This is a genomic window from Polaromonas sp. YR568 (assembly GCF_943369415.1).
Classification (GTDB): domain Bacteria; phylum Pseudomonadota; class Gammaproteobacteria; order Burkholderiales; family Burkholderiaceae_C; genus Polaromonas.
This window is the reverse complement of the sequence record NZ_CALRNF020000005.1, coordinates 95,123-120,987: the sequence shown is the minus strand read 5'-3', so window position 1 is coordinate 120,987 and position 25,865 is coordinate 95,123. Positions and strand designations below refer to the sequence as shown.

At 63.6% G+C, this 25,865-nt stretch carries 24 protein-coding genes and 2 tRNA genes; 6 read left to right on the top strand and 20 right to left on the bottom strand.

Translation table 11 applies throughout. From position 1 onward, the window contains the following. Positions 1-14 precede the first annotated feature (14 nt). Positions 15-1,475, bottom strand: a complete 1,461-nt coding sequence (gene rlmD, locus ACLV74_RS05340) for a 23S rRNA (uracil(1939)-C(5))-methyltransferase RlmD (protein WP_411878340.1) — start codon at positions 1,473-1,475, stop codon at positions 15-17. A gap of 58 nt (positions 1,476-1,533) precedes the next feature. Between rlmD and ACLV74_RS05335 the strand changes: the two genes are divergently transcribed. Then, positions 1,534-1,953: a VOC family protein gene (locus ACLV74_RS05335; protein WP_411878339.1), complete on the top strand. Its 420-nt coding sequence runs from the start codon at positions 1,534-1,536 to the stop codon at positions 1,951-1,953. A gap of 68 nt (positions 1,954-2,021) precedes the next feature. Here the strand turns inward: ACLV74_RS05335 and ACLV74_RS05330 are convergent, their stop codons facing one another. From ACLV74_RS05330 to surE, 3 genes are all read right to left on the bottom strand, one after another. Beyond that, positions 2,022-2,876: a peptidoglycan DD-metalloendopeptidase family protein gene (locus tag ACLV74_RS05330; protein WP_411878418.1), complete on the bottom strand. Its 855-nt coding sequence runs from the start codon at positions 2,874-2,876 to the stop codon at positions 2,022-2,024. A gap of 189 nt (positions 2,877-3,065) precedes the next feature. Next, a complete protein-coding gene (locus tag ACLV74_RS05325) occupies positions 3,066-3,938 on the bottom strand; it encodes a protein-L-isoaspartate(D-aspartate) O-methyltransferase (protein ID WP_411878338.1) in 873 nt (290 codons plus the stop codon). An 11-nt stretch (positions 3,939-3,949) separates the two neighbouring features. Beyond that, positions 3,950-4,735, bottom strand: a complete 786-nt coding sequence (gene surE, locus ACLV74_RS05320; protein WP_411878337.1) for a 5'/3'-nucleotidase SurE — start codon at positions 4,733-4,735, stop codon at positions 3,950-3,952. Between the two features lie 159 nt (positions 4,736-4,894). Between surE and ACLV74_RS05315 the strand changes: the two genes are divergently transcribed. After that, a complete protein-coding gene (locus tag ACLV74_RS05315) occupies positions 4,895-5,869 on the top strand; it encodes an NADPH:quinone oxidoreductase family protein (RefSeq protein WP_411878336.1) in 975 nt (324 codons plus the stop codon). A gap of 32 nt (positions 5,870-5,901) precedes the next feature. Here the strand turns inward: ACLV74_RS05315 and ACLV74_RS05310 are convergent, their stop codons facing one another. From ACLV74_RS05310 to ACLV74_RS05280, 7 genes are all read right to left on the bottom strand, one after another. Further along, positions 5,902-6,273 carry a surface-adhesin E family protein gene (locus tag ACLV74_RS05310; RefSeq protein ID WP_411878335.1) on the bottom strand — a complete coding sequence of 124 codons (372 nt, stop codon included), beginning with the start codon at positions 6,271-6,273 and terminating at the stop codon, positions 5,902-5,904. 341 nt (positions 6,274-6,614) lie between these two features. After that, positions 6,615-6,690 (bottom strand) — tRNA-His (locus tag ACLV74_RS05305). A 36-nt stretch (positions 6,691-6,726) separates the two neighbouring features. Continuing rightward, on the bottom strand, positions 6,727-8,667 hold the full coding sequence (locus tag ACLV74_RS05300; RefSeq protein ID WP_411878334.1) for a SurA N-terminal domain-containing protein: 1,941 nt from the start codon (positions 8,665-8,667) through the stop codon (positions 6,727-6,729). An 84-nt stretch (positions 8,668-8,751) separates the two neighbouring features. Beyond that, positions 8,752-8,827, bottom strand: a tRNA-Val gene (locus ACLV74_RS05295). Positions 8,828-8,844: 17 nt separating this feature from the next. Next, positions 8,845-9,117, bottom strand: coding sequence for an HU family DNA-binding protein (locus ACLV74_RS05290; RefSeq protein ID WP_007874140.1), 273 nt, complete (start codon positions 9,115-9,117; stop codon positions 8,845-8,847). A gap of 267 nt (positions 9,118-9,384) precedes the next feature. Continuing rightward, positions 9,385-10,491 carry a tartrate dehydrogenase gene (locus ACLV74_RS05285; protein WP_411878333.1) on the bottom strand — a complete coding sequence of 369 codons (1,107 nt, stop codon included), beginning with the start codon at positions 10,489-10,491 and terminating at the stop codon, positions 9,385-9,387. A 31-nt stretch (positions 10,492-10,522) separates the two neighbouring features. Beyond that, complete coding sequence (locus ACLV74_RS05280) at positions 10,523-11,401, bottom strand: alpha/beta fold hydrolase (protein ID WP_411878332.1); 879 nt, start codon at positions 11,399-11,401, stop codon at positions 10,523-10,525. A gap of 126 nt (positions 11,402-11,527) precedes the next feature. On the opposite strand from ACLV74_RS05280, the gene ACLV74_RS05275 reads away from it, so the two are divergent. After that, positions 11,528-12,508 (top strand): LysR family transcriptional regulator, encoded by a 981-nt coding sequence (locus ACLV74_RS05275; protein WP_411878331.1) that lies wholly within the window; start codon positions 11,528-11,530, stop codon positions 12,506-12,508. Here the strand turns inward: ACLV74_RS05275 and ACLV74_RS05270 are convergent. The 3 genes from ACLV74_RS05270 to uvrC all read right to left on the bottom strand — a co-directional run bounded on the left by ACLV74_RS05270 (position 12,450) and on the right by uvrC (position 16,051). Then, on the bottom strand, positions 12,450-13,328 hold the full coding sequence (locus ACLV74_RS05270) for a DMT family transporter (RefSeq protein WP_411878330.1): 879 nt from the start codon (positions 13,326-13,328) through the stop codon (positions 12,450-12,452). The genes ACLV74_RS05275 and ACLV74_RS05270 overlap by 59 nt on opposite strands. A gap of 67 nt (positions 13,329-13,395) precedes the next feature. Further along, complete coding sequence (gene pgsA, locus ACLV74_RS05265) at positions 13,396-13,962, bottom strand: CDP-diacylglycerol--glycerol-3-phosphate 3-phosphatidyltransferase (RefSeq protein WP_411878329.1); 567 nt, start codon at positions 13,960-13,962, stop codon at positions 13,396-13,398. A gap of 94 nt (positions 13,963-14,056) precedes the next feature. Beyond that, positions 14,057-16,051 carry an excinuclease ABC subunit UvrC gene (gene uvrC, locus ACLV74_RS05260; RefSeq protein ID WP_411878328.1) on the bottom strand — a complete coding sequence of 665 codons (1,995 nt, stop codon included), beginning with the start codon at positions 16,049-16,051 and terminating at the stop codon, positions 14,057-14,059. A 43-nt stretch (positions 16,052-16,094) separates the two neighbouring features. Between uvrC and earP the strand changes: the two genes are divergently transcribed. The 3 genes from earP to ACLV74_RS05245 all read left to right on the top strand — a co-directional run bounded on the left by earP (position 16,095) and on the right by ACLV74_RS05245 (position 18,856). Next, entirely contained in the window at positions 16,095-17,213 is a 1,119-nt protein-coding gene (gene earP, locus ACLV74_RS05255; RefSeq protein ID WP_411878327.1) for an elongation factor P maturation arginine rhamnosyltransferase EarP, read from the top strand. Between the two features lie 117 nt (positions 17,214-17,330). Beyond that, positions 17,331-17,885, top strand: a complete 555-nt coding sequence (gene efp, locus ACLV74_RS05250; protein ID WP_411878326.1) for an elongation factor P — start codon at positions 17,331-17,333, stop codon at positions 17,883-17,885. 107 nt (positions 17,886-17,992) lie between these two features. Further along, on the top strand, positions 17,993-18,856 hold the full coding sequence (locus ACLV74_RS05245) for a TIGR00730 family Rossman fold protein (RefSeq protein WP_411878325.1): 864 nt from the start codon (positions 17,993-17,995) through the stop codon (positions 18,854-18,856). Positions 18,857-19,022: 166 nt separating this feature from the next. Here ACLV74_RS05245 and ACLV74_RS05240 read toward each other — a convergent pair whose 3' ends face one another. From ACLV74_RS05240 to ACLV74_RS05215, 6 genes are all read right to left on the bottom strand, one after another. Beyond that, positions 19,023-20,210, bottom strand: a complete 1,188-nt coding sequence (locus ACLV74_RS05240; protein WP_411878324.1) for an MFS transporter — start codon at positions 20,208-20,210, stop codon at positions 19,023-19,025. A gap of 42 nt (positions 20,211-20,252) precedes the next feature. Continuing rightward, entirely contained in the window at positions 20,253-21,608 is a 1,356-nt protein-coding gene (rmuC, locus tag ACLV74_RS05235) for a DNA recombination protein RmuC (protein ID WP_411878417.1), read from the bottom strand. Between the two features lie 36 nt (positions 21,609-21,644). Next, positions 21,645-22,631, bottom strand: coding sequence for a 2-hydroxyacid dehydrogenase (locus tag ACLV74_RS05230; protein WP_411878323.1), 987 nt, complete (start codon positions 22,629-22,631; stop codon positions 21,645-21,647). Positions 22,632-22,662: 31 nt separating this feature from the next. Continuing rightward, positions 22,663-24,069 (bottom strand): sodium:proton antiporter, encoded by a 1,407-nt coding sequence (locus ACLV74_RS05225; RefSeq protein ID WP_411878322.1) that lies wholly within the window; start codon positions 24,067-24,069, stop codon positions 22,663-22,665. 97 nt (positions 24,070-24,166) lie between these two features. Beyond that, positions 24,167-25,354, bottom strand: coding sequence for a nicotinate phosphoribosyltransferase (gene pncB / locus ACLV74_RS05220; protein ID WP_411878321.1), 1,188 nt, complete (start codon positions 25,352-25,354; stop codon positions 24,167-24,169). A 99-nt stretch (positions 25,355-25,453) separates the two neighbouring features. After that, on the bottom strand, positions 25,454-25,810 hold the full coding sequence (locus ACLV74_RS05215; protein WP_411878320.1) for an FKBP-type peptidyl-prolyl cis-trans isomerase: 357 nt from the start codon (positions 25,808-25,810) through the stop codon (positions 25,454-25,456). Positions 25,811-25,865 lie beyond the last annotated feature (55 nt).

The following is a 25,865-nucleotide window of genomic DNA, read 5'->3' as shown; positions in this document are numbered from 1 at the left end:
TCCGGCTCCTTTTTTTATGTCCGCTCGAACACCGCAATCGACTCCACGTGGGCCGTGTGCGGGAACATGTTGACCACGCCGGCCGCGGTGCAGCGCCAGGCCCCGCTTTCCACCAGTACGCCCGCATCCCGCGCCAGGGTGGCCGGGTTGCAGCTCACGTAAACGATGCGTGTGGGGGGCGTCCAGCCGTCCAGGGACAGGCTTTGCTGCTGATCGCCGTCGTCGCAGGGAACACCGCTCGCAATCTGCTGCTGCAGTGCCGCCAGGGATTTGAACAGCTCGAACGCCCCTTCGCGCGGCGGGTCCACCAGCCACTTGTCGGCGGCGCCGTCTTTCACCAGCATCGCCGGGGTCATCTCAAACAGGTTGCGCGCGACGAATCGGGTCGGGGCCAATGCGCTGCGGGCGGCCGACGCGGTTTTGTTTCTCTCAAAGTTCTCGCGGGACCGGGCCACCAGCACTTCGCTGCCCTCAATGCCCAGCACTTCCCGGGCGCGTGTTGCCAGCGGCAGCGTGAAATTGCCCAGGCCGCAAAACCAGTCGATCACACGCTCGTCCGGCTGCACGGCGAGCAAGCGCAAGGCGCGCGAGACCAATACCTGGTTGATCTGCGGGTTGACCTGGGTGAAATCGGTCGGCTTGAAAGGCATGGTGATGCCGAACTCGGGCAGGCCGTAGCTCAGTTGCTGCACGGCGTCGTCAAGCAACGTCACCGTCTCCAGCCCGCCGGGCTGCAGCCACCATTGCAGGCCCGGATTCACCGCGGCAAAGGCACGCAGGCGCGCCAGGTCGCCCTGGCTGAGCGGCTCCATGTGGCGCAACACCATGGCGGTAACGTCATCGCCGCAGGCCAGTTCGATCTGCGGCAGGGTCTCCTTCGCGTCCATGGCACCTATGAGCTCGCGCAGTGGTACCAGCATGTCGCTGACATGGCGGGGCAGCACGTGGCATTCACTCATGTCGGCCACATAGCTGCTTTTGCGCTCATGAAAACCCACCAGCACCGTGCCTTTTTTGCGCACATAGCGCACCGACAGCCGCGCGCGGTATCGGTAGCCCCACGCCGGCCCTTCAATCGGACGCAGCAGGTTGTCCGCCCTGAGCTTGCCGATGTGCCGCAGGTTGTCTTCCAGTACACGCTGCTTCACGGCCACCTGCGCGCCCACATGCAGGTGCTGCATCTTGCAGCCGCCGCAGGCGCCGGTATGCATGCCGAAGTGCGGGCATGCCGGGCGCACGCGCTGGGACGATTCGCGGTGGATCGCCATCACGACCGCTTTTTCAAAGCTGCTTTTCTTCCGATAGACGTTGGCCGTGACCTGCTCGAAGGGCAATGCGCCCTCGATGAACACCACCTTGCCGTCGGCCCTGTGGGCGATGCCCTGGGCTTCGATGTCGAGCGACTCGACCTCAAGTATGTCGGGCGGATAGTCGGTCGCTGCGGGAGGCGTCTGGATGAGGCTTTCTTCTGTCATGCACCAATTGTCTCAGGCTGGGGTACCATTTTCCGGACACCCGCAAAGGAATGACCCTATGGAACTTCGTATCTGCATCGACGTTGACGACATGGAACGCGCCGTCGCGTTCTACACGCAGGGGCTGGGGCTGCAGGTAGGCCGCCGCTTCAAGAGCGACTTCGTGGAACTCCTGGGCGCCGGCAGCCCGATTGATCTGCTCTTCAATGCGCCCGGCTCAAAGCCGATTGCCAGCGGCCCCGGCAGCGAGAGCGTGCGCAACTATGGGCGCCACTGGACGCCTGTTCATCTGGATTTCGTTGTGGAAGACATCGACGCCGCCGTGGCGCGGCTGCAGCAATACGGCGCGGCGCTGGAAATGCCGGTCACCGAGCGCGTCTGGGGCCGCATCGCCGGACTGGCCGACCCTTTCGGCCACGGACTGGATGTGCTCGAATTCAAGGGCCGCGGCTACGACGAAATACTGCATCCTCATTGAGGAGAAAAACAGAGGAACAAAGAAAAAGGAGCCGATGACGGCTCCTTTTTTATGAATGCGCGAGACGCTTACTTGGCGGGCAGGTATTTGGCAGGGTCCACCGGTTTTCCCTGGCGGCGGATTTCAAAATGCAGCTTCACGCGGTCCGCATCGCTGTTGCCCATTTCGGCGATCTTCTGGCCTTTCTTGACGCTCTGGTCTTCTTTCACCAGCAGCGTCTGGTTATGCGCATAGGCCGTCAGGAAGGTGTTGTTGTGCTTGAGGATGATCAGGTTGCCGTAGCCGCGCAATCCGGCGCCTGCATACACCACGCGCCCGTCGGCCGAGGCCACCACCGCATCGCCGGCCTTGCCGGAAATATCGAGGCCCTTGTTCTTGGCCTCGTCAAACCCCGCCACCATGGTTCCCTGTGCAGGCCAGATCCAGGCGATGTCGTCCTCACCCGCCGCGGCGGGTCCCGGCGCAGGGCTGGCGGCGGCGGGGGCCGATGCGGGCTTCGCGGCGCTGGCGGCCTGCGCGGGCGCCGTGCTGGAGGCGGGCGCCGAGCCGGGCGTCACAGGCCGGGTCACCACCAAGGGGTTGTCGCTGGTCGGCGGCACAACGCGCAGCACTTGCCCCACTTCAATGATGTTGGGATTTTCAAGGTTGTTCCAGCGCACGATGTCGCGCCAGTTCTGGCCGTTTTCCAGGCCGATACGGATCATGGTGTCACCGGGCTTGACGGTGTAGTAACCCGGCTTGCCGGCGTTCTCAAAACCGGGAAGCTGTTTGACGTTGCCGGCATCGACGGCGCCCGGCACAGGGCGCAGCACGCCGGTGCCGCGGTCTTCCACAGGCGCATTGGTGGGGGAACGCGAGGCGCAACCCGCGGCAACCAGCAGCGCAGCCGCCAGCATGCAGGACAAGGCCAGCCTGCCGGGCATGGAGCGGGCGCCGTGGCCTGCGCGGATGGCAAGCAGTGGCACTACCCTGTTCGACCGTACGGTTTGATTCATTGCTTCCTTCGTCTTCAATCTTGACTGAATGGCCTGGGCCATGGACCCATTGGGTTTGTGTGGTTAATCTGGCTTATCTTGTAGAGGCCTGCCCGCGGCCTGTGCGGGGCGCGGCCTTTAGCTTGTCCCCGATTTTAAAGGCACAAAGTGCACGGCCTCCAGCAAGGTCTGCCGCACGCCCTGGGGGGTTTTGTCCACCACCACCAGCGCTTGCGCGCCACCGGCAGTTTGCATGGGCGCTACCAGTCGGCCGCCCATGGCCAGTTGCTCGATCCAGGCGGGTGGAATAGCTTCGCCGCCCGCCGCCGCGATGATGGCCGCATAAGGCGCGCCCTTGGCATAGCCCATCATGCCATCCCCAAAGAGCAGGTGCACATTGGGCAGCCTTAAAGTCCGCAGGTTCTCCCTGGCTTTGTCGTGCAGGCCGCGCAGCCGCTCGATGCTGTAGACCTCCGTGGCGAGGTGGCTGAGCACGGCGGCCTGATAGCCGCAACCGGTGCCGATCTCCAGCACCCGCCCCAATTTGCCCTCTTTACCGGCTGAGCCATGGCGCAGCAACTCCAGCATCCGGGCCACCACATTGGGCTTGGAGATGGTCTGGCCCAAGCCTATGGGCAGGCTGGTGTCTTCGTAGGCCTGGTTGACCAGTGCGGAGTCGACGAAACGGTGGCGCTCTACCTGGCCCATGGCACCCAGAACCTGCGCGTCGCTGACACCCTGCGCCGCGAGCTTTGACACCATGCGGGCGCGCACGGCATGCGAATCCAGCCCGACACCGCCAGGCCTCGCCGAAGCGGCGGGCGCTGGCTTCTTCAGGGCGTTGGCACTTGCGGCCACCACTGGCCGGGCCTTGGCAAGCGGCAATTTGGTCGCAGACGGAACACCCGCATCAGGCTTGAGCCGCACCGGAAAAGCCGGACGCGGCACCGGGTCAGACGCCTTCGGTGCCTTGGCAGAGGGATTAAAAGGCGGCTTGAGGCTGGGTTTCATGCGTCAGGCCTTCAGTGCGACTGGGTCAACCTGGCGGCGGTCTGGGCCCAGTAAGGCAGGCGCTCGTGATCCGTCAAATCCACCTGCAGCGGCGTGATGGAGACGAACTTCTGGCTGGTCGCATAAAAATCGGTGCCCTCGCCAGCCTCCTTCGCGGGGCCTGCGCCGCCTATCCAGTACATGGACTCGCCGCGCGGGCTGGTCTGCACAATGACGCGCTCGGCCGCGTGGCGGCGCCCCAGCCGGGCGACCTTCACGCCGAGGATCTCGTCGTCGGGCAGGTTGGGAATATTCACGTTCAGCAGCCATGGCGGCACCGTGGGCTCCGCGCCCTCCGCCAGAGTCTCCAGGGAAGGAATCAGCTGCTGCACCAGTTCGGCCGCGCGCTTGGCCGCGACGTCGATATGCGCCCAGCCTTTTTCGGTCTGCGAAAACGCGATGGACGGGATGCCGAACAGGTAGCCCTCCATGGCCGCCCCCACCGTGCCGGAGTAAATCGTGTCGTCGCCCATGTTGGCGCCATTGTTGATCCCCGACACCACCAGATCGGGCCGATAGCCCAGCAGGCCGGTCAGCGCGATGTGCACGCAATCGGCCGGCGTGCCGTTGATGTAGCGAAAGCCGTTGGCGGCGGTCTGCACATACATCGGCGAGTGCAGGGTCAGCGCGTTCGACTTGGCGCTGTTGTTCTGCTCGGGCGCCACCACCTCGACATCCGCAACGGTTTTAAGTGCTTCGTAGAGGGCGATGATGCCGGAAGCCTGGTAACCGTCGTCGTTGCAGATGAGAATTTTCATGGGAATGATTTTACGGTCACGGCCGTGACAGCCCAGGCGTATTTGGGTCTCATGAAAGGCGCCGGCTTGCCTATGATGCAGTCAAGGCGCCGCCCTCTCCCACTTTCCGCCCTTTTTCGCGCCGCCGCACTCACATCCTCACCTCATCGGAGACATCTCATGCAAGCCTGGCTTTGTGAAAACCCCACCGGCGTAGACGCCCTGACCTGGAAAGAACTGCCCACGCCACAACCCAAGGCCGGCGAAGTCCTGATTGAAATCAAGGCGGCCAGCCTGAATTTCCCGGACCTGCTGATCGTGCAGAACAAATACCAGATCAAGCCGCCCCTGCCCTTTGTGCCGGGTTCCGAATACGCAGGTGTGGTCCAGGCGGTGGGCGAAGGCGTCAAGCACCTGCAGGCCGGGCAGAACGTGGCGTGCCTCTCAGGAACCGGCGGCTTCGGCACGCACACCATCGCGCCGGCAGCCCTGTGCATGCCGCTACCGCCCGGCTTTTCATATGTGGATGCGGCCGCGTTCATCATGATTTACGCCACCTCCTGGCACGCCCTGATGGACAGGGCGCAGCTCAAGGCGGGGGAAACCGTGCTGGTGCTCGGCGCGGCAGGCGGCGTGGGCACGGCCGCCATCCAGATTGCCAAGGCTGCCGGCGCCCGCGTGATCGCGGCCGCGTCGACCGACGAAAAATGCGCGCTCTGCGCCTCCATAGGCGCGGACGCCACCATCAACTACAGCACAAAAAACCTGCGTGATGAGATCAAGGCGCTCACTGACGGTAAAGGGCCGGACGTGATCTACGACCCCGTGGGCGGCGACTTTACCGAGCCGGCCTTTCGCTCCATCGCCTGGCGCGGCCGCTACCTTGTGGTGGGCTTCGCCTCGGGCCCCATCCCTTCCCTGCCGCTGAACCTCACGCTGCTCAAGGGCGCTTCCATCGTGGGCGTGTTCTGGGGCGACTTTGCCAGGCGCGAGCCCAAGGCCAACGCCGCGATGATGGCCGAACTGGCAGGCTGGTATGCACAGGGCAAGATCAAGCCCGTGATAGACCGCACCATGCCCATGGCGGAACTCAAGGCCGCCTATGCCCACATGGGTTCGCGCGGCGTCAAGGGCAAGCTGGTCATGGTCAACTAAGGGCACGCCTCGCGCGCGGGCCTGGCAGGCCCCTAGTTGCTGGTCACGCTCTTGGCGCTGCAAGCGGCCTTGATGATGCGCGCGTTCGGGTCATCGCTGATGTCCTTGAAGATCACCGGCCGTATATCGTCCCCGGCGTAGCTTGTGACCTTGAAAGGCTGGCCGCGAAAATCAGGCTGGGCATAAAAAGCGGCCGTCACATAACGGGCGGTTTGCTGGGTGCAATCGATCTGCACCTCGGTCACCACCGACCGGAACTGTATGCCGTCGCCGGCGGTGGTCCACAAGGTCGCCCGATTGATGCGGACCGGAATGACGCGCAGTTCATCCTTGATGTCGATGGCGGCCACATTGACCTGGATGTAATGGTTCGCGGAATTCGCGGGATCACCCGTGATGGTCAACCATGTGTCCGCCGCGCGCGCTCCCGCCGACATCAGTAGCGCGGCCAAGCCCGCACACGCCAATTGGGTGAGCGCCCTTCGCGGAATGAAAAAATTCAAGGACTGAAACAAGGTGCTCCTGTTGCGAAGAAGCCCATTCCCAAAGGCAGCGAGGACCGCGCCACGGTTGCCCGTAAACAGATGGAAACGGATGCCGGCGTGTGTAGCGGTATCTTGCCGCAGATCGCCGGGGGGCACGTGTCGAATTGTGACGCTGGGCGGTTCGCCAGGTTGGCCAACCGCTACATGGGCCGCCAAAGAAAAAATCCCGCGTGCCGGAAGGCACGCGGGATTTCAAATACTGGGGTGGCTGATGGGGCTCGAACCCACGACAACAGGAATCACAATCCTGGACTCTACCAACTGAGCTACAGCCACCGGAGCCATGCATTATAGCGGCAAAGCCGCGGCTGCTTATTGGGTGACCGTTTCTTCCGCGTTTTCCTTGGCCGGGGCAGGCTTGGGAACCAGGATTTCCGCCTTGAAACGCTCTTTCAGGCCGTTGTAATACGCCAGGTTTTCCGCCGACGTCCACCATTGGGCATACTGGTCGCGCTGCTGTTTGGCGGCGGCTTCGACCGGCACATCGCGAGGCATCACTTTCTCGACCTTGACAATCGCGTAGCCTTCGCTGCCGAGGTCCACACCGGCAAAGGCCGGCAAGGCGCTGGCATCCGCGCGCAGCGCAGCCGCGATGATGGGGACGGGCAACTTCTGCGTCTGTTCCCGCGACACGACAACCGGAGCGAGCAAGCCCGTCGCCGACGCGGGTGCGGCCTTCCAGGCAGCCAGCTTGGCCATCCCATCCTTGCGGGCTTCCTGCGCGCCACGCTGGGCCAGCCAGCGCTGGCGAACGAGGTCTTTGACCTCGGCAAGGGGACGGGTGTGCGCGGCGGTGTACTGCACGATGCGGCCCGAGGCCAACTGGCTGGGCGCCACCTCGACGGCCTCCGTGTTGCGTTTTTTCTCGATCGCATCAGGCGCAAAGAGGGCATTGAGGAATTTCGGATTGGCGAGCACGCCGGTCGCACCGGGCTGGGGCTGGCGCGTCACATTGGCGGCCGACTTGATCTCCAGCTTCAGCTTGTCCGCCGCCGGCTTGAGGCTTTCGGCCTGCTCGTACACCGCATTGGTGAAGATGTCCGCGGAGTCGGTAAATTTCTTCTGGGCCTGCTGCTTCTTGAGTTCGGCTTCCAGCTCGGGTTTCATTTCCTCAAAGGTGCGCTGCTTCGGCGCCTTGACGTCGGTGAGCTTGATGATGTGGTAGCCGAACTCGGACTCGACCACGTCGCTGATGTCGCCCTTTTTCATGGCGAAAGCAGCGTCTTCAAACGGCTTGACCATGGAACCGCGCGCGAAGAAATCCAGGTCGCCGCCGTTGGGCGCGGAGCCGGGGTCCTGCGAATTTTTGCGCGCCACGTCGGCGAAGGTGTCGGGGGATTTTTTAACCAGCGCCAGCAGTTCCTGCGCTTTGGCCTTGGCTTTTTCGCGGTCGGCCGCGGGCGCCGACTTGGGCGAGGCGATCAGGATGTGGCTGGCGCGCCGCTCTTCGGCGCCGCTGAGCCGCTGGGCATTCTGTTCGTAGTAAGTCTTGAGATCGGACTCGTTGACCGTGAGGTCTTTCTTGACGGCGTCGACGTCGAGCACCAGGTATTCGATGCTGGCTTGCTCTGGCGCCTGGAAGAGTTTTTCGTTGGCTTTGTAAAACTGCTCCAGGTCGGCGTCGGTCGGGTTCAGCTTCGCTGCGTAATCGGCGGTGTTAAAGCGGGCCAACTGGATTTCACGCTTTTCGAAGTAGGCGTTGAGCACGGTGTCCGCGGCCGAATTGGAGGAAAAGCCGCTGGCGCCGATACCCACCAGCACCTGCCGGTTCGACAGGTCGGTGCGCACGTTGGCTTCGAACATCTCGGGGCTCATGCCCTGCGCGCTCAGCAACTGGCGATAGCGTTCCATGTCGAGGGAGCCGTCGGGGCGCCGCAAGGAGGCGATCTCGGGGCTTTGCTGCAACTCGCGCGCCAGGCGCTGGTCGCTCGTGGTCAGCTTGAACTTGTCGGCGGCGGCGGCGATGACGCGCTCACGCACCAGGCGCTCAAGCGAGGCATAGCGGGCTTCGGGCGAATCCATCAGCTTCGGGTCCAGGTTGGGCATGGAGTTGCGCAGCTGGTCCACTTCGCGCTGGTGCGCGCGGTCCCAATCGGACTGTGTGATGTCCCTGCCGTCCACCTTGGCCACCTTCGCGCTCTGGTCCTGGGATTTGTTGTAGCCATCGAGGCCCAACAGCACAAAAGACGGAAGAATCAGCAAAAACAGCAGCACCATGACGATTTTGGTGTGCTTGCGAACGAAATCAAACATCTCGAATTCCCTGTACGACTGCTAACGGACAAAACCCGGGCCAACAACAAAAAAGGCGAACCTCGTTCGCCTTTTCTTCGTGGGTGGTGGGTGCTGACGGGCTCGAACCGCCGACCTACGCCGTGTAAGGGCGCTGCTCTACCAACTGAGCTAAGCACCCCACGTCAAACGTTCCTGTCAGTTCAAAGCATCCTTGAGCGCTTTGCCCGGACGGAACTTTGGAACCTTGGCTGCCTTGATTTTAATCGCATCGCCGGTCCGTGGATTACGGCCGGTGCGCGCAGCGCGTTTGCCCACCGCGAAAGTACCAAAACCCACCAGAGACACGGAGCCTCCTTTTTTCAGGGTTGTTTTCACAGCGCCAATCGTGGATTCCAGTGCGCGCGTGGCGGCAGCTTTGGAAATATCTGCATGCTTGGCAATGTGCTCGATCAGTTCAGTCTTGTTCACAAGGAGCCCCTCGTTGATAAAAAGTTAATCTGGTTGTCTCTAAAAAATATCTCCCGGGACACTGTGGTGAACGTGTCAGCGGGAGCGGCATGTGCAGGTTTTCTGCTGATTCCAATTAGAGCCACGGACTACTAACCTGTCAATACAGCAGCAAGTTTTTACAACGTGCGGAGGCGGATTCTAGACGCTTTTTCAACGCTTTCACGACTTAATCGTAAGCATGATGTGTAATTTTCATGCTTGACAAAAAGCCCCTTTCCAGCGGCTTTACACCCCGGCCAGCGCGGCTGCAACGGCCTTGCCGAGATCGGCCGTTGCGGCCTTGCCGCCCAGGTCTGGCGTGCGCGGCGCACCACTTCCGGGACTCAATACCTTTTCGATCGCGGCGAGGATGCCATCGTGCGCGTCCTTGTGTCCCAGGAACTCCATCATCATTGCACCGCACCAAATCTGGCCGATGGGATTGGCGATGCCGCGGCCGGCAATGTCGGGAGCCGAACCATGCACCGGTTCGAACAGCGACGGGAACTTGCGTTCGGGGTTGAGGTTCGCGCTCGGCGCGATGCCTATGGTGCCGGTGCAGGCCGGGCCCAGGTCGCTCAAGATGTCGCCGAACAGGTTGCTGGCGACCACCACGTCGAAGAAATCGGGGCGCTGCACGAAATGCGCGGTCAGGATGTCGATGTGGAATTTATCCAGTTGGATACCCGGATAGTTTTTCGCCATCTCGACCACGCGCTCGTCCCAGTACGGCATGGAAATCGAGATGCCGTTGGATTTGGTGGCGCTCGTCAAATGTTTCTTGGGCCGGGATTGCGCCAGCTCGAACGCGAACTTCAGCACACGATCAACGCCAATACGGGTGAAGACCGATTCCTGCAGCACGAACTCCCGGTCGGTCCCGGGAAAAGCCTTGCCGCCTATGCTGGAGTATTCGCCTTCGGTGTTTTCGCGGACGATGTAGAAATCAATTTCGCCGGGCTGCCGCGGGCTGCCGTCGCGCCGCACCACCGGCGCGATGATGCCCGGCATCAACCGCGCCGGACGCAGGTTGATGTACTGGTCGAACTCGCGCCTGAACAGCAGCAGCGAACCCCACAGGGATACATGGTCGGCAATTTTGTCGGGCCAACCCACCGCGCCGAAGTAGATCGCATCGTGCCCGCCGATCTGGTCCTTCCAGTTGTCGGGAAGCATCTTGCCGTGCTTCTCGAAATAGTCCCAGCTCGAAAAATCGAAGTGATCGAACTGCAGGTCGATGCCGTATTTGACGGCTGCCGCCTCCAGGACGCGCAGGCCCTCGGGCATGACTTCCTTGCCGATGCCGTCGCCGGCGATGACGGCGATTCTCTTTTTTCCGGTGGTCTTGCTCATGATGGTCCTTCAGGTCCTTGGGGTACGTTGATCAGGGTTTGAAAAAATCAAATGCTTGTGTCAGCAGCAGCGCCGGCGCTTCTTCCGCAATGTAGTGGCCGCAAGGCAGGCTCATGCCCGACACTTCCTGCGCGCGCTCGCGCCAGAGATCGAGCACCAGAAAGCATTGGCCCACCGCGCCGTGCTCTCCCCATAACACGCGCAGCGGCTGCGCCAGGCGCAGGCCGGCCGCGACGTCGGCGCGGTCGTGAACGAGGTCGATGGTCGCGGAGGCCCGATAGTCTTCGCAGATGCTGGCGGCGGTTCCCGGTATCTGCGCGCAGCGCTCGTACTCGGCGAGCGCCGCGGGCGCGAACGCGGCCAGGCCGGCGTGGCGCTTGCCCATCACGCTGCGCACGTAACGAACCGGGTCGGACTCGATCAGGGCTTCGGGCAAGGGCGGCGGCTGGATCAGGAAGAACCAGTGCCAGTAGGCGCGCGCAAAGGCGTCGGTGGTGGTGTCGTACATGGCGAGCGTGGGCGCGATGTCCAGCAGCATCAGGCGCTTCACCGCATCCGGATGGTCGGCCGCCAGGCGGTGCGCGACCCGCGCGCCGCGGTCATGGGCCAACACCTGGAAGCGCTCAAAGCCATAAGCTTTCATCACAGCCATGGCGTCTTGCGCCATCTCGCGTTTCGAATACGCGCGGTGTTCCACGTCGCTCGCGACCCGGGCGGAATCCCCGTAGCCGCGCAAATCCACCATGACCACGGTAAACGCCCTGGCCAGCTCGCCGGCGACCGCATGCCACATCGCATGGGTCTGCGGATGCCCGTGCAGCAGCAGCAAGGGCGCGCCGCTGCCGCCCCGCAAGGTATGCAGCTTGCCGGCGGGGCCTTCGACATCACGTGCTGAAAATCCTTCGAACATCAATCGGCCTTATTCCTTTTTAAGCGCAGCTGCTGCCTGCCCGCTAACCATGGTGCTGATTCTCCAGAAGATGCCATCGCGATTCAAGCAATAATCAGGCAATCAATTATTTCCATTAAGGCATGAATGGATCGCAGCGACCTTGAGCTGGTGCTGGCGGTGCGCGACGGCGGCAGCCTGACCGCCGCCGCGCTGGCCCTGGACGTGGCGCCGCCGGTGGTGACCAAGCGACTTGCCGCGCTGGAAGCCAAACTGGGGCAGCGCCTGTTCCAGCGTACCACTCGTCGCGTGAGCCCTACCGCCGAGGGAGAAACCGTGTGCGAACGCGCGCAGGTTTTGCTGCAGGGTTTCACGGCGCTGGAGTCTGAACTGCAGGAACGCAAGGCCGAACCGACGGGCCTGGTTCGCCTGGCCGCCACCTTCGGCTTCGGGCGCCTGTGGCTGGGGCCGGCGCTTGCCGCATTCCAGGAACGCTATCCGCGCATCGAAATCCAGCTGCAGCTGACCGAGCACCTGCCCGACCTGGCTCTTGAGGGCTTTGACGGTGCCATCTGGCTGTGGTCGGTGCAGGGCCGGCAAGCCGCGCAGTGGGTGTCGCGCCGGCTGGCGCGCAACCAGCGCGTGCTGGTGGCCTCGCCCCGCTACATCAAGCGGCATGGCGCGCCCACCAGCTTCGAAGCGCTGCAAGACCACGCCTGCCTGATCGTGCGCGAGAACGGCAATGCCGCCGGCCAGCGCTTTGATGTCTGGCAATTGCACCGCGAGCGCGACAGGACGCCGGCGCGCGTGCGCGTCCACGGCCCACTGGCCAGCAATTCGGGCGAACTGGTGCGCGACTGGTGCCTGGATGGCCGCGGCATCATGTTGCGCAGCCTGTGGGACATCGCGCCGCAGCTGGCCTCAGGGGAGTTGGTGCGCGTGCTGCCGGCCTGGTCGATGCCCGACGCCGACATCCACTGGCTGGCGCCCTACCGCGCCGACCAGCCCCGGCGCATCCGCCTGCTGATAGACCACCTCGTCGCGCAATTCCAGGACACGCCCTGGAAAATTACGCGGCCGGCGGCGGCTTCGCGGCCCGTACCACGAGGCTCACGCCCAGCGCCGTGACGGCCGTGCCGATGATGGTCGTCATGGTGATGGATTCGCCAAACAGCGCCCATGCCATCAGGGCCGTGGTCGGCGGCACCAGGTAAAGCAGGCTGGTGACGGCCGTCGCCGCGCCGCGCTGGATCAGCAGGTAGAGCAGCGAACTTCCGCCCAGCGTGAGCACCAGCACCGACCAGGCCATGGCGCCGAGCATGTGGGGGTGCCAATTGATCGCCTCGGTTTCGAACAGGGCCAAGGGCAGCGTCACCACAAAGGCCGCCGCCAGCTGGATGACGTTGGCGGTGCGCACGTCGGTGGGTTTCATGAAGCGTTTCTGGTAGAGGGTTCCGGCGGTAATGCTGCAAAGCGCAAACACCGTGCAGGCCAGTGTCAGCGCCGTGACCTCCTGGCCCGTGCCGAACTTGCGCGACACCACCAGCAGCAGGCCGCCCAGGCCGAGCGCAAGGCCCGCCCATTGCCGCCCCGTGACCTTGTTTGCCGCCTGATCGCCACCGGATGACACCCACGACACCCACAACGCCGTGAGCACGGGCTGCAGCCCGACGATGAGCGCCGTCAGCCCCGAGCCCATGCCGGCCTTGACGGCAACCCAGACGCCGCCCAGGTAAGCCGCATGCATCAGCACGCCGGTCACGGCCAGGTGGCCCCATTGCGCGCGGCTTGTGGGCCAGGCGGCGCGGGCCAGGATGATCCACACCAGGAAGCAGACGATGGACAGGAAATAACGGATGGCCAGGAAGGTCAGCGGCGGCGCATAAGGCATGCCGTACTTGGCGACGATGAAGCCGGTGCTCCAGATCACGACAAAGACGGCGGGCATGGCCCGGATCAGCGCACCAGGAGAAGAAGGGGAAGAACTCAAAACGGCGACTTCAAGGGCGGCAGGATCACTTCGCGCGCGCGCGGATTTCTGGGATGGCCTTCTTGAGGTAATAAATCATGGACCAGACCGTGAGAATCGCGGAAATCCAGATCAGCCAGGTGCCCCACACATGGGTGTTGATCATGCCGAACAGCAGGCCGTCGAACAGCAGGAACGGGATGGCGATCATCTGCACCGTGGTCTTGACCTTGCCGAGCATGTGCACCGCCACGCTTTTGGTCGCGCCTATCAGGGCCATCCATTCGCGCAACGCCGAGATGGCGATCTCGCGGCCGATGATGATGAGGGCCACGAACACGTCGGCGCGCTGCAGCTGCACCAGCACCAGCAAAGAGGCGCAGACCAGGAACTTGTCGGCCACCGGATCAAGGAAGGCGCCGAAAGAGGAAGTCTGGTTCAGCTTGCGTGCCAGGAAGCCGTCCAGCCAGTCGGTGGCGGCGAAGACCACGAACATCACGGTGGCGATCAGGTTGCGTTCGGCGGGTGCGATGTTCAGGTAGAACACCCCCACGATCAGCGGAATCGCAACAATGCGGGTCCAGGTCATCAGCGTGGGGATGGTCAGAAACATGACCCGATTTTGGCATGAGCCGCACCAAGCCTGCCGGGTGCCGGGTTAATGCGCACCAAAACGGTGGTTTCCGTTGTTCAAATACGTCTTGCGCTCAATGCAGGGCGCGGTAGATTTCCTCGGCCAGGTCCTTCGAAATGCCATCCACCGTGGCGATGTCCTCGGCGCTGGCCGAGGCGATGCCGCGTATGCCGCCGAAACGCTGCAGCAGGCTGGCGCGCCGTTTGGGGCCTATGCCCGCGATGTCTTCCAGCTTGCTGCCGCCCACCCTCACCTTGGCGCGCTTGGCGCGCATGCCGGTGATGGCGAAGCGATGGGCCTCATCGCGAATCTGCGCGATCAGCATCAGCGCGGCCGAATCCCGCCCCAAATAGACCTTGTCGCGCCCGTCGGCGAACACCAGCTCTTCCAGGCCGACCTTGCGGCCCTCGCCTTTTTCGACGCCGGCGATCAGCCCCAGGTCCAGGCCCAGTTCCTCGAACACCTCGCGTGCCATCGACACCTGACCCTTGCCGCCGTCGACCAGCACCAGGTCGGGCAGCTTGGCCTCGCCGTTGCGCGCGGCTTCGGCCACGCGGGTGTAGCGGCGCATCAGCACCTGCCGCATGGCGGCGTAGTCGTCGCCGGGCGTGATGCCTTCGATGTTGTAACGGCGGTATTCGCTGTTGACCATCTTGTGCTCCTGGAACACCACGCACGAGGCCTGCGTCGATTCGCCGGCCGTGTGCGAGATGTCGAAGCATTCGATGCGCAAGGTATCGAGGTTGTCGAGCGGCAAGTCGAGCGCCTCGGCCAGCGCGCGCGTGCGCGCCTGCTGCGAGCCTTGCTCCGCCAGCAGGCGCGCCAGCTGGAGGCCGGCATTCTTCTGCGCCATCTCGAGCCAGATGCGGCGCTGCTCGCGCGGCTGGTGGATAGCGGTGACCTTGGTGCCGGTCTGCATGCTCAGCGCTTCCATCAGATCCTTGTCCACCGGCTCACTGCAGACCAGGGTGGGCGGCACGGGCACGTCTATATAGTGCTGCGCAACAAAGGCTTCCAGCACCAGCGCCTCCAGCGACTTGCCCGCGGGCGCGGGGGCCGCGGCCGTCCCGGCGTTTTCACCCGCCGCCTCGGCCTGCACGGCCTGTCGGGCGTCCGCATCGATCTCGGCATCCAGCGCCGCGACGTCGGTCGCGTTCTCCACATGGCTGGGGAAGTAGGCCCTGTCACCCAGGTGGCGGCCGCCGCGCACCATGGCCAGGTTGACGCAGGCCTTGCCGCCTTGCACCTTCACGGCCAGGATGTCGACGTCCTTGTCGCCGCCGATTTCCATGGACTGCTGGTGCAGCACCTTGGACAGCGCCGACATCTGGTTGCGCAACTCTGCGGCCTGCTCGAACTCCAGCCTGTCGGCATGCCCCAGCATCTGCTTCTCCAGCTCGGTCAGGATGTCCTGCGCCTGGCCCTGCAAAAACCGCTCGGCATTGGCCGTGTCCACCGCGTACTGTTCGGGCGACACATGGCCCACGCAGGGCGCCGAGCAGCGCTTGATCTGGTACAGCAGGCATGGCCGGGTGCGGTTGTTGAACACCGTGTCTTCGCAGGTGCGCAGCCGGAACACCTTTTGGAGCAGGAGGATGGTGTCCTTGACCGCCCAGGCACTGGGATAAGGCCCGAAGTAGCGGTGTTTTTTCTCGACGGCGCCGCGGTAATAGGCAATGCGCGGAAACACCGCGGCGGTGGGCGCCTCGCCCTCCGCGGGCGGGCGGGCGCCCGTGAGCTTGAGGTAGGGATAGCTTTTGTCATCCCGGAACAGGATGTTGAACTTCGGGTTCAGCGTCTTGATCAGGTTGTTTTCCAGCAGCAGCGCCTCCGCCTCGGAGCGCACCACGGTGGTCTCCATGCGGACGATCTTGGTCACCATGTGGCCTATGCGCGTGCCGCCGTGGTTCTTCTGGAAGTAGTTGGCGACCCGCTTCTTGAGGTTGCGCGCCTTGCCGACGTAAAGCACGCCGCCTTCGGCATCGAAGTAGCGGTAGACACCGGGCAAGGCCGGCAGCGCGGCGACTTCGCTGAGCAGTTGGGGGTCGAATTCGTGGGCTTTGGTCATGGGCTGAAATGGGGCAACTGGCCGTATTGTGGACAATCCTTTCATGAATCGCCGCCTGCAGTGGGACATTTTTTGCAAAGTCATCGACAACTTCGGGGACATTGGCGTGTGCTGGCGCCTGGCCGCCGACCTGGCCTCGCGCGGCCACGCGGTGCGCTTGTGGGTGGACGACGCCTCGGCCCTGCGCTGGATGGCGCCGGCCCGGTCCGAAGGGGTAGGCGTGATGCCCTGGCCGCAGGATGGCGGTCCGCTGGACCTGGACGCTGCAGGGTTTGCGCAGCACCCATCCGACGTCCTGGTCGAAGCTTTCGGCTGCGAGATCGCACCGGACTTCGTGGCGGCCTGCGCCCATGTTGCGCAAGCGACCGGGCTCGAACCAGTGTGGATCAACCTCGAATACCTGTCCGCCGAAGACTATGCTGAACGCTACCACGCCCTGCCCTCGCCCGTGCAAAGCGGCCCGGCGGCCGGCTGGACCAAATGGTTTTTCTACCCCGGCTTCACCGAAAACACAGGAGGCCTGCTGCGCGAGCCCGGCCTGCTGGAGCGGCAAGCCGGTTTTGAACGCGCCGGCTGGCTCCAGGCCCAGGGGATCGCCTGGAACGGCGAAGCCTTGGTCTCCCTGTTTTGCTACGAGCCGCCAGCGCTGCAAGGCCTGCTGGCACAACTGGCCAAGGAGGGCCTGCAAGGCCGGCCCGTGCGCCTGCTGGTCGCCGCAGGGCGCGCCGCCAACGCGGTGCGGGCCCTTGTCGAAGCCGGGAACGGGCATCCCTCCATTTCATACCTCCCGCTGCTGGCGCAGGTGGAGTACGACCACCTGCTCTGGGCTTGCGACCTGAATTTTGTGCGCGGCGAGGATTCGCTGGTGCGTGCACTCTGGGCCGGCAAGCCCTTCATCTGGCAAATTTACCCGCAGCAGGACGACGCCCACCAGGTCAAGCTGCAAGCCTTCCTGGACATGCTGCAGGCGCCGCCTTCCCTGCGTGCTTTTCATGCTGCCTGGAACGGCCAGGCGGCGCCGCAAACCGCGGCGGCCGGCCAGTCTACGCCGCCCGCCGACCTGTCCGGCTGGCAGGCCACGGCGCTGGCGGCCCGGGCCCGTCTGGAGGTCCAGGACGACCTGGCGACCCGCTTGCTCGGTTTTGTGGCAAAAAAACGTTAAAATCGTAGGCTTTGCGGATCAATCCAAAGATCGACCCAACCTGGGCCGCCCGCACAACCCGCCGCGTAACCTGCACACCGGTGCAAGCGTTTAGCGGCCTACCTCAGTGAAACTGCTATGAAAATCGCTCAAGAAATACGCGCTGGCAACGTCATCATGAACGGCAAAGACCCGATGGTGGTGCTCAAGACCGAATACAGCCGCGGTGGGCGCAATTCCGCCACCGTGCGCATGAAGCTCAAAAGCCTGGTCGCCAACTTCAACACCGAAGTGGTGTTCAAGGCCGACGACAAGATCGACCAGATCGTCCTCGACAAGAAGGATTGCACCTATTCCTACTTCGCCGACCCCCTGTACGTCTGCATGGACTCCGAGTTCAACCAGTACGAAGTCGAAGCCGAAAACATGGGCGACTCGCTGAACTACCTGCAGGACGGCATGGAACTGGAAGTCGTGTTTTACGACGGCAAAGCCATCTCGGTGGAACTGCCCACCAGCGTGCAGCGCGAAATCACCTGGACCGAACCCGCCGTCAAGGGCGACACCTCCGGCAAGGTCCTGAAGCCCGCCAAGATCGCCACCGGCTTTGAAATCGGCGTGCCCATCTTCGTGGCGCAAGGCGACGTGGTCGAAATCGACACGCGTACCGGCGAATACCGCAAACGCGTGTAAACCGCTTCGGCACCCTGCAAAAGGCTCCTCACGGAGCCTTTTTGCGTTGGGCCGGCCCCATGCCCCCCGGAAAAAGAAACCGTCTTCCTGATCGTTGACAATGGCGCATGGAACAAAAACAGGATTTATCCGTCAGCCGCCTCGCCAACGCCTGGGCCGAATTGCAGGCCCACGCCAGGGAAGGCAACCCGCTCGAGGCGGATGCCTCCCGCCTGGCCTTTGCCGACCCGGAGTTTTTGCTGCGGCGCGAAACGCGCGGCATACGCTTTCAGCTTGAGTTGCTCAAGCCCGACCTGGAGCAACAGGCCCACGGCATCGAGAACACCGTGGTGGTGTTCGGCAGCGCGCGCTTCCGCAGCGAAGAAGACTCCGTCCTCATGGTGGCGGAGGCCGAAGCCGGCGGCGATCCTGAGGTGATAGACCGCGCGAAGAAGCTCGCGCGCAATGCCCACTACTACGAAAGCGCCCGCGCCTTCGGCAAGCTGGTGGCGCAATACAGCGAAGCCAAACCGCCGGAGACCAAGCTCTTTATCTGCACCGGCGGCGGCCCCGGCATCATGCAGGCGGCCAACCGCGGCGCGCACGAGGCCGGCGGCCTCAGCGTGGGCCTGGCCATCGTGCTGCCCATGGAAGAGGCGCCCAACCCCTACGTGCCGCCCGAACTCTCCTTCAAGTTCCACTACTTCGCGCTGCGCAAAATGCATTTCATGATGCGCGCCAAGGCGCTGGTGGTGTTTCCGGGCGGCTTCGGCACGCTGGACGAGCTGTTTGAAGTGATCACGCTGGTGCAGACCCGCAAGGCCAAGCCGGTGCCCATCATTCTTTTCGGCAGCAACTACTGGAAGCGCCTGCTCAACACCGAGATGCTGGTCGAAGAAGGCGTGATCTCGCCAAACGACCTCAAGCTGCTTCAGTACGTGGACGACCCGCAGGTCGCCTGGGACCTGATCAAGGGCTTTTACCGTCTTTGAGCCAGGAGCCTGGGCGGCAGAAGGAGCATCGGCTGCAAAGCGAGCGCAGCGGTCCATTTTTCACCGGTTTTTTGTCCCATAGCTACGGCTATGGGTCTGCAAACCCGGCAAAAACTGTCCTCGCTGGGCCCGCTTTTCGCTTCGATGCCTTCTGCCGCCCAAGCTCCTAGCCGTGCCCGCCATGGGCCGGCATGCTGTCCTTGAGCAGCCAAGCCGCGCGCGAGCCGGCGCCCACCATCGCGCCGGTGGCCCAGAAGACCCCGGCAATCCCGATCAGCGCACCGGCCGAGCCGAACAGCATGGGCATAAGCACACTGGAGGCGTTGATCGCCATCAGCCGCAAGCCCAGCGCCTCGCCATGGCGCGCCTCAGGCGTGATCTGGTGCAGCATGCTCATGACCATGGGCTGCACCATGCCCAGCGAGAAGCCCAGCAGGATGGAACACAGGCCCATGCCGATCGCCGAATGCATGAGCGGGTAGACGCCGAACAACACCGCCGTCACCAGCATGGACACCGCGAGCACCTTCCACTCGCGCAAATGGGCCGCCACCAGCGGCATCGCCATGCGGATCAGCGCGGCGGCCACCGCGAAAGCGCCCAGGATGGTGCCGATCACCGAGGCGCTGATTCCGCGCTCGAAACCCAGCACCGGCACCACAAAGGTATGAACGTCCCAGCAGGACGACAAAAACCAGTTCACCAGCAACAGGCGGCGGAAAGTGGCCTGGCGCAGCAGATCCCAGGCCTTGGGCTGCGGGCCACCGCTGGCGGCGATCACCGGCGGCAACTCCCGCGTCTTGCGCACCAGGAACCAGCTGGCCATCGGCAGTATCGCCATCAACAAGAATGCCGCGCGGTAACCTGAGGTGCTGCCGGGCATGGCGCCCACATGATCGATCAACAAGCCGGCCGAAAACGGCCCGATGAAATTGGACACTGCCGGGCCGATGGAAAGCCAGCTGAACACCTGGCGCAGCTCCAGCGCGCCGACCGCCGCGCGGCCTACGTGGCGCTGCAGCGAAATCACCGCCGCGCCGGTGGCGCCGCCCGTGAGCAGTGCCGCGAAGCACAGCACCGGGAACACCGGAAAAGCCACCGCCGCCCCCGCCCCCAGCACGGCGGCGAACACGCTGTAGCTGATGGGGCGTTTGAGGCCGTGCCTGTCGGCAAACCGGCCGGCCGGCAATGCCAGGAAGACCTGCGTCAGGGCGAACAGCGCAAGCAGCACACCAACCGCCGCCGGGCTGTAGCCTTCACGCAGCGCCAGCAGGGGCGCCGCCATGCGGGTGCCGGCCATGCAGGCATGCAAACAGATCTGCGCCAGGATCAGGCGTGCGAGTTCAGGCGTCATGCGGCACAGCTCATGCGATGTGCATCAGAGCCATTAAAAGCATCAGAGGTTGTCCAGGTCTTTGTCAAGCGGGTCCAGTGGAAGCAGTCGGGCGGAATCGATTTCAGGCAAGGCTTCGACGTTGCGCAGGGCTTTGCCCATGACGCGGCTGCGCTGCTCGGCGCTGCTCAGCGTGTTGAGCACGGTTTCGGTTTGCGACTTGACCTTGGCCAGCACGTCGCCGAACTTGCCGAACTCGGTCTTGACCGCGCCCAGCACCTGCCACACCTCGCTGGAGCGCTTTTCGAGCGCCAGCGTGCGAAAGCCCATTTGCAGCGAGTTGAGCATGGCCAGCAGCGTGGTCGGGCCGGCCAGCGTGATGCGGTGATCGCGCTGCAAAAATTCCATCAGGCCGGGGCGGCGCAGCACTTCGGCATACAAGCCCTCAGTCGGCAAAAACAGGATGGCGAAATCGGTCGTGTACGGCGGGTCTATGTATTTCTCGGAGATCGATTTCGCCTCCAGGCGTATGCGCGTTTCCAGCGCCTTTCCGGCGATCTCGGCGCCCAGCACGTCGGCGCGCTGCTGCGCGTCCAGCAGGCGCTCGTAGTCTTCGTTCGGGAATTTCGCGTCTATCGGCAGCCAGAGCGGCTCGCCGGAATCAGACCGGCCCGGCAGCTTGATCGCGAAGTCGACCGGGTTCTTGCCGCCGCGGCGCGTGACGACCTGGGCCGCGTACTGGTCGACGGTAAACACCTGTTCCAGCAAGGCCGAGAGTTGCGCCTCGCCGAAGATGCCGCGCGTTTTCACATTGGTCAACAGGTGCTTGAGGTCGCCCACGCCTTGCGCCAGCGTCTGCATCTCGCCCAGGCCTTTGTGCACCTGTTCGAGCCGGTCGGCCACCTGCTTGAAACTTTCGCCCAGGCGTGTTTCCAGTGTGGTCTGCAGTTTTTCGTCGACCGTCTTGCGCATCTCGTCGAGCTTGGCCGAGTTGGTCTGCTGCAGTTGCGCGAGCTGCTTTTCCAGGGTTTCGCGCACTTCGCCCATGCGCCGGGCATTCGATTCGCTGACGGACTGCAGCTGCGTGGTCAGCGTGTCCGACAGCGTTTTTTGCAGCAGCGTGAGTTGCTGCGCGAACGCGTCGATCTGCGCGTTCTGCGTGCGGATCGCTTCTGCGCTTTGCTGCACCAGCGTCTGCTGGAAGGTGGCGAAAGTGGTCGCCAGTTCCTGGCGGCTGCTGCGCGAGTTGTCGCCGATTTCACGCCGCAGTTCGCGCTCGAGTTTGTCGTGGCCGGCGGCGATGGCCGCGAGCAACTCGGTGCGGCCCGAGTCCGAAGGTTCGGCGGGCTTGCGCAGCAGCAGCCACATCAGCAAGAGCAGGTTGACCACCCCCAGGGCGATCATCAGCCAGGTTTCCATCATGTATTCATTGTCCGCTTGCCGCCTTTTTCCTGCTTATTGACCGGCCAGTACCGTAGCGTTAAGCGGGGTCGGCGGCTTCTTGCCGCTGAAAAACGCGATGAGGTTGTCGGCGGCCAGGCCGGCCATGGCCAGGCGCGTGGGAATGGTGGCGCTGGCAATGTGCGGGGTCAAGACCACATTGGGCACGGTCAGCAGGTCGGGGTGCACCTTGGGCTCGCCCTCGAACACGTCCAGCCCGGCGGCCGCGATGCGCTTGTCACGCAGGGCCGCAGCCAGCGCCGCATCGTCCACGATACCGCCGCGCGCGATGTTGACCAGTGTGGCGGTGGGCTTCATCAGCGCCAGCTCGGCTGCACCGATGCTGTGGTGGGACGCCGGCGAATACGGCAGCACCAGCACCAGGTGGTCGGCCGTCTTGAGCAGCTCTTCCTTGCCGACGTAGCTGGCCTTGCATTCGGCTTCCAGCGCCGCGTCCAGGCGCGATCGGTTGTGGTAAATCACCTTCATGCCGAAACCGTGGGCGCCGCGTCTGGCAATGCCCTGCCCGATGCGGCCCATGCCCAGAATGCCCAAGGTCGCGCCGTGGATGTCGGAGCCGGCGAACATGTCGTAGCTCCATTTGGTCCACTTGCCGGCGCGCAAATAGTGTTCGCTCTCGGTGACGCGGCGGGCCGTGGCCATCAGCAGCGCAAAGCCGAAGTCGGCCGTGGTTTCGGTCAGCACGTCGGGCGCATTGGTGGCCAGCACGCCGGCCGCCGTCATCGCGTCGATGTCGAAGTTGTTGTAGCCCACGGCCATGTTGGCGCAGATCTTCAGGCCCGGGCAGGCGGCCAGGACCTCCGCGTCAATCCTGTCGCCGCCGGTGGTGAAGGCGCCGTCCTTGCCTTTGAGGCGTTCCGTCAGCTGGGCCTTGGACCAGGTATCGTCGGCCTGGTTGGATTCGACCTCGAAGTGCTGCTCCAGGCGGGCGATGACTTCGGGGAATACGGCGCGCGCAACGAGGATTTTGGGTTTGCTCATGGGTGTTGTCCGCTTTCTTGTAATGAACAGCTTATTTGAACCAGATGAAGGTCATGATGATGAACAGGGGAACCAGCACGGCGCCCGACCAGGCCATGTAGCCGAAAAAGCTGGGCATCGCGACGCCCCGTTCTTCCGCCACGGCCTTGACCATCATGTTGGGCGCATTGCCGATGTAGGAGTTGGCGCCCATGAACACGGCACCGGCCGAAATGGCGGCCAGCGTCGGCGCCAGTGTCGTCATCAGCGCGGCCGGATCGCCGCCCGCCGTATTGAAGAACACGAGGTAGGTGGGCGCGTTGTCGAGAAAGGAACTCAGCGCGCCGGTGGCCCAGAAATACATGGCCGGGTCGGGCTGGCCATCGGGCCGCGTCACCGCCGAGACGATGGCGCCGAAAGGGCCCTGCGCACCCGCCTTGAGCATGGCGATCACGGGAATGATGGTCAGGAAAATGCCGGCGAACAGCTTGGCGACTTCCTGCATCGGGCCCCAGGAAAACTGGTTGTCCGCATGCACGCGCGCCGGTGTCAGGCGCAGCGAGATGAAGGTGACCGCCAGCAAGCCGGCATCGCGCACCAGCCCGGGCAGGCCGACTTCGGTGCCGAACACCGTGATGCCCAGCGGCGTCTTCCAGAAACCGCTGAGCAGCACCAGGCCCACCACCGCCGCCAGAAGCCAGAAGTTGACGGCGCCGTCGAAGCCGACGCCGCGGGTGTCGGGCGTTGGATCCACCGCAAGCACGCCCTCCCTGGCGTAGTACCAGCGGTCCAGCAGGTAAAAGATCGCGAGCAGGCTGCCTGCCAGGAAGAGGGTTTCCGGGAAGATGTGGCTGACCGTCCAGAAGAAGTCGACGCCCTTTAAAAACCCGAGGAACAAGGGGGGATCGCCCAGGGGCGTGAGCGAGCCGCCCGCATTGGAGACAAGGAAGATGAAAAACACCACGACATGCGCCTTGTGCACCCGGTTGTCGTTGGCGCGTATCAGCGGCCGGATCATCAACATGGAAGCGCCGGTGGTGCCCATGAAACTGGCCAGCACGGTGCCTATGGCCAGGATGGCGACGTTCACGGCCGGGCTGCCATGAAAGTTGCCTCGAATGAAGATGCCGCCCGCCACGGTGTAAAGCGCCACCAGCAGGATGATGAAGGGAATGTATTCGGCCAGCAGCGCATGCACCAGGCTGCCGCCGGCTACCGCGGGGCCGAACACGGCGGCAAACGGCAGAAAGAAGGCCAGCGTCCACGCGGCGGCGACCTTGCCGAAGTGGTGGTGCCAGAACGAGGCCGCGAGCAGAGGCATCAGCGCGATCGACAGGAGAATCCCAGCAAAGGGAATTCCCCAGGCCCATGAAAGGCTGCTGCCGTCGATATCCGCCGCCATCGAAAGTCCCGGCAAACACATCAAAGCCGTCACGGCAAGGCAGCGCGAAAACCTCATTTCATCTCCTTCATTGAAGAAAAAGGCGGTCCACTTCGGGTACGGCGCCTTTTCCCCTGTTCGTTATCGTTATTTTCCCGTCACACCTACAAGGCACTCACGCGATCTCAAACACCTGGCGCAGATAAGCCAGGTATTTTTCGTCGTCGCACATGTTCTTGGAAGGGGTGTCGGACAGCTTGGCCACCGGCTGGCCGTTGCAGCGGATCATCTTGATGACGATCTGCAGCGGCTCGTAGCCGAGGTCGTTGGTCAGGTTGGTGCCTATGCCGAAGGCCAGCTGGCAGCGTCCCTTGAACTGCTGGTACAGCTCAATGGTGCGCGGCACCGTAAGGCCGTCGCTGAAGATCAGCGTCTTGGTCTTGGGGTCGACGCGGTTTTTGACGTAGTGCGCCAGCATGCGCTCGCCCCACTGGAAGGGGTCCCCGCTGTCGTGGCGCGCGCCGTCGAACAGCTTGCAGAAATACATGTCGAAGTCGCGCAGGAAAGCGCTCATGCCGTAGACGTCCGACAGCGCGATGCCCAGGTCACCGCGGTACTCCCTGGCCCAGGACTCAAAACCGAAGACCTGGCTGTCGCGCAGGCGCGGCCCCAGCGCCTGGCAGGCCTGCAGGTACTCGTGCGCCATGGTGCCCAGAGGCGTCAGGCCCAGCTTCATCGCGAACAGCACATTGCTGGTGCCGGCGAACTGGCCCTGCACGCCCGTGCCGAGCCGGGTCACCAGGGTGCGCAACACTTCCTCGTGCCAAGCCTTGCCGAAGCGGCGGCGTGTGCCGTAATCGGCGATCTTGAGCGCGCCCAGGCCCTCCGCCTGCAGCTGCCCGATCTTGGTGTCCAGCCGCCTGCGGCCTTCGCTGAAGTCCGCATTCTTCTGCGTGTTGCGAAAGTAGACCTCGTTGATGATGGCCAGCACCGGGATCTCGAACAGGATGGTGTGCAGCCAGGGGCCCTTGATCGATACCTCGATCTCCCCGGAAGGCAGTGCCGTGACGCTCACATACTTTTCGTTGAGCCGGAAGATGCCAAGGAAGTCGACAAAGTCGCTTTTGATGAAGCGCATGGCCTTGAGGTAGGCCAGCTCCGCATCCTGGAAACGCAGGCTGCACAGGCCGCGGATTTCTTCGCGTATCTCGGTCACATAGGGCGCGAGGTCGCCTATGCCCGGTGCGCCGGCGTTGCGGCATTTAAAGCGGTACTCCACCTCGGCGCCCGGAAACTGGTGCAAGACCACCTGCATCATGGTGAACTTGTACAAGTCAGTGTCTATCAGGCTGGTGATGATCATGGAGAACGCTTGAGGCCGCGGCGCCGGGGCGCCTTGGTGGTTAATCAGGTGAACAAGCCCGCTGCAAATCTTGCGGACGGGCTTTCAACGCGCGCTGACTCAGGTACCGAGAAAATCCACTTCAAACAGCAAGGTGGCGTTGGGCGGAATCACGCCGCCGGCACCACGCGCGCCGTAACCCAGTTCGGCCGGGATGATCAGGCGGCGCGTGCCGCCGACAGACATGCCCTGCACGCCTTCGTCCCAGCCGCGTATGACCTGGCCGGCGCCGAGCGAGAACTCAAAAGGCTGGCCGCGGTCCTTGCTGGAGTCGAACTTGGCGCCTTGCACGCCGTCGTTATAAAGCCAGCCGGTGTAGTGAACCTTGACATGCTGGCCCGCCTTGGCGATGGCGCCGGTGCCGAGCACCGTGTCTTCGTATTGCAGGCCGGAGGGGGTGGTTGTGGTATCGCTCATGGGGAGGTCCTTCTGAAGGAAATGGAGGATTGAGAAAAGAGAATGAGAGGGGAAA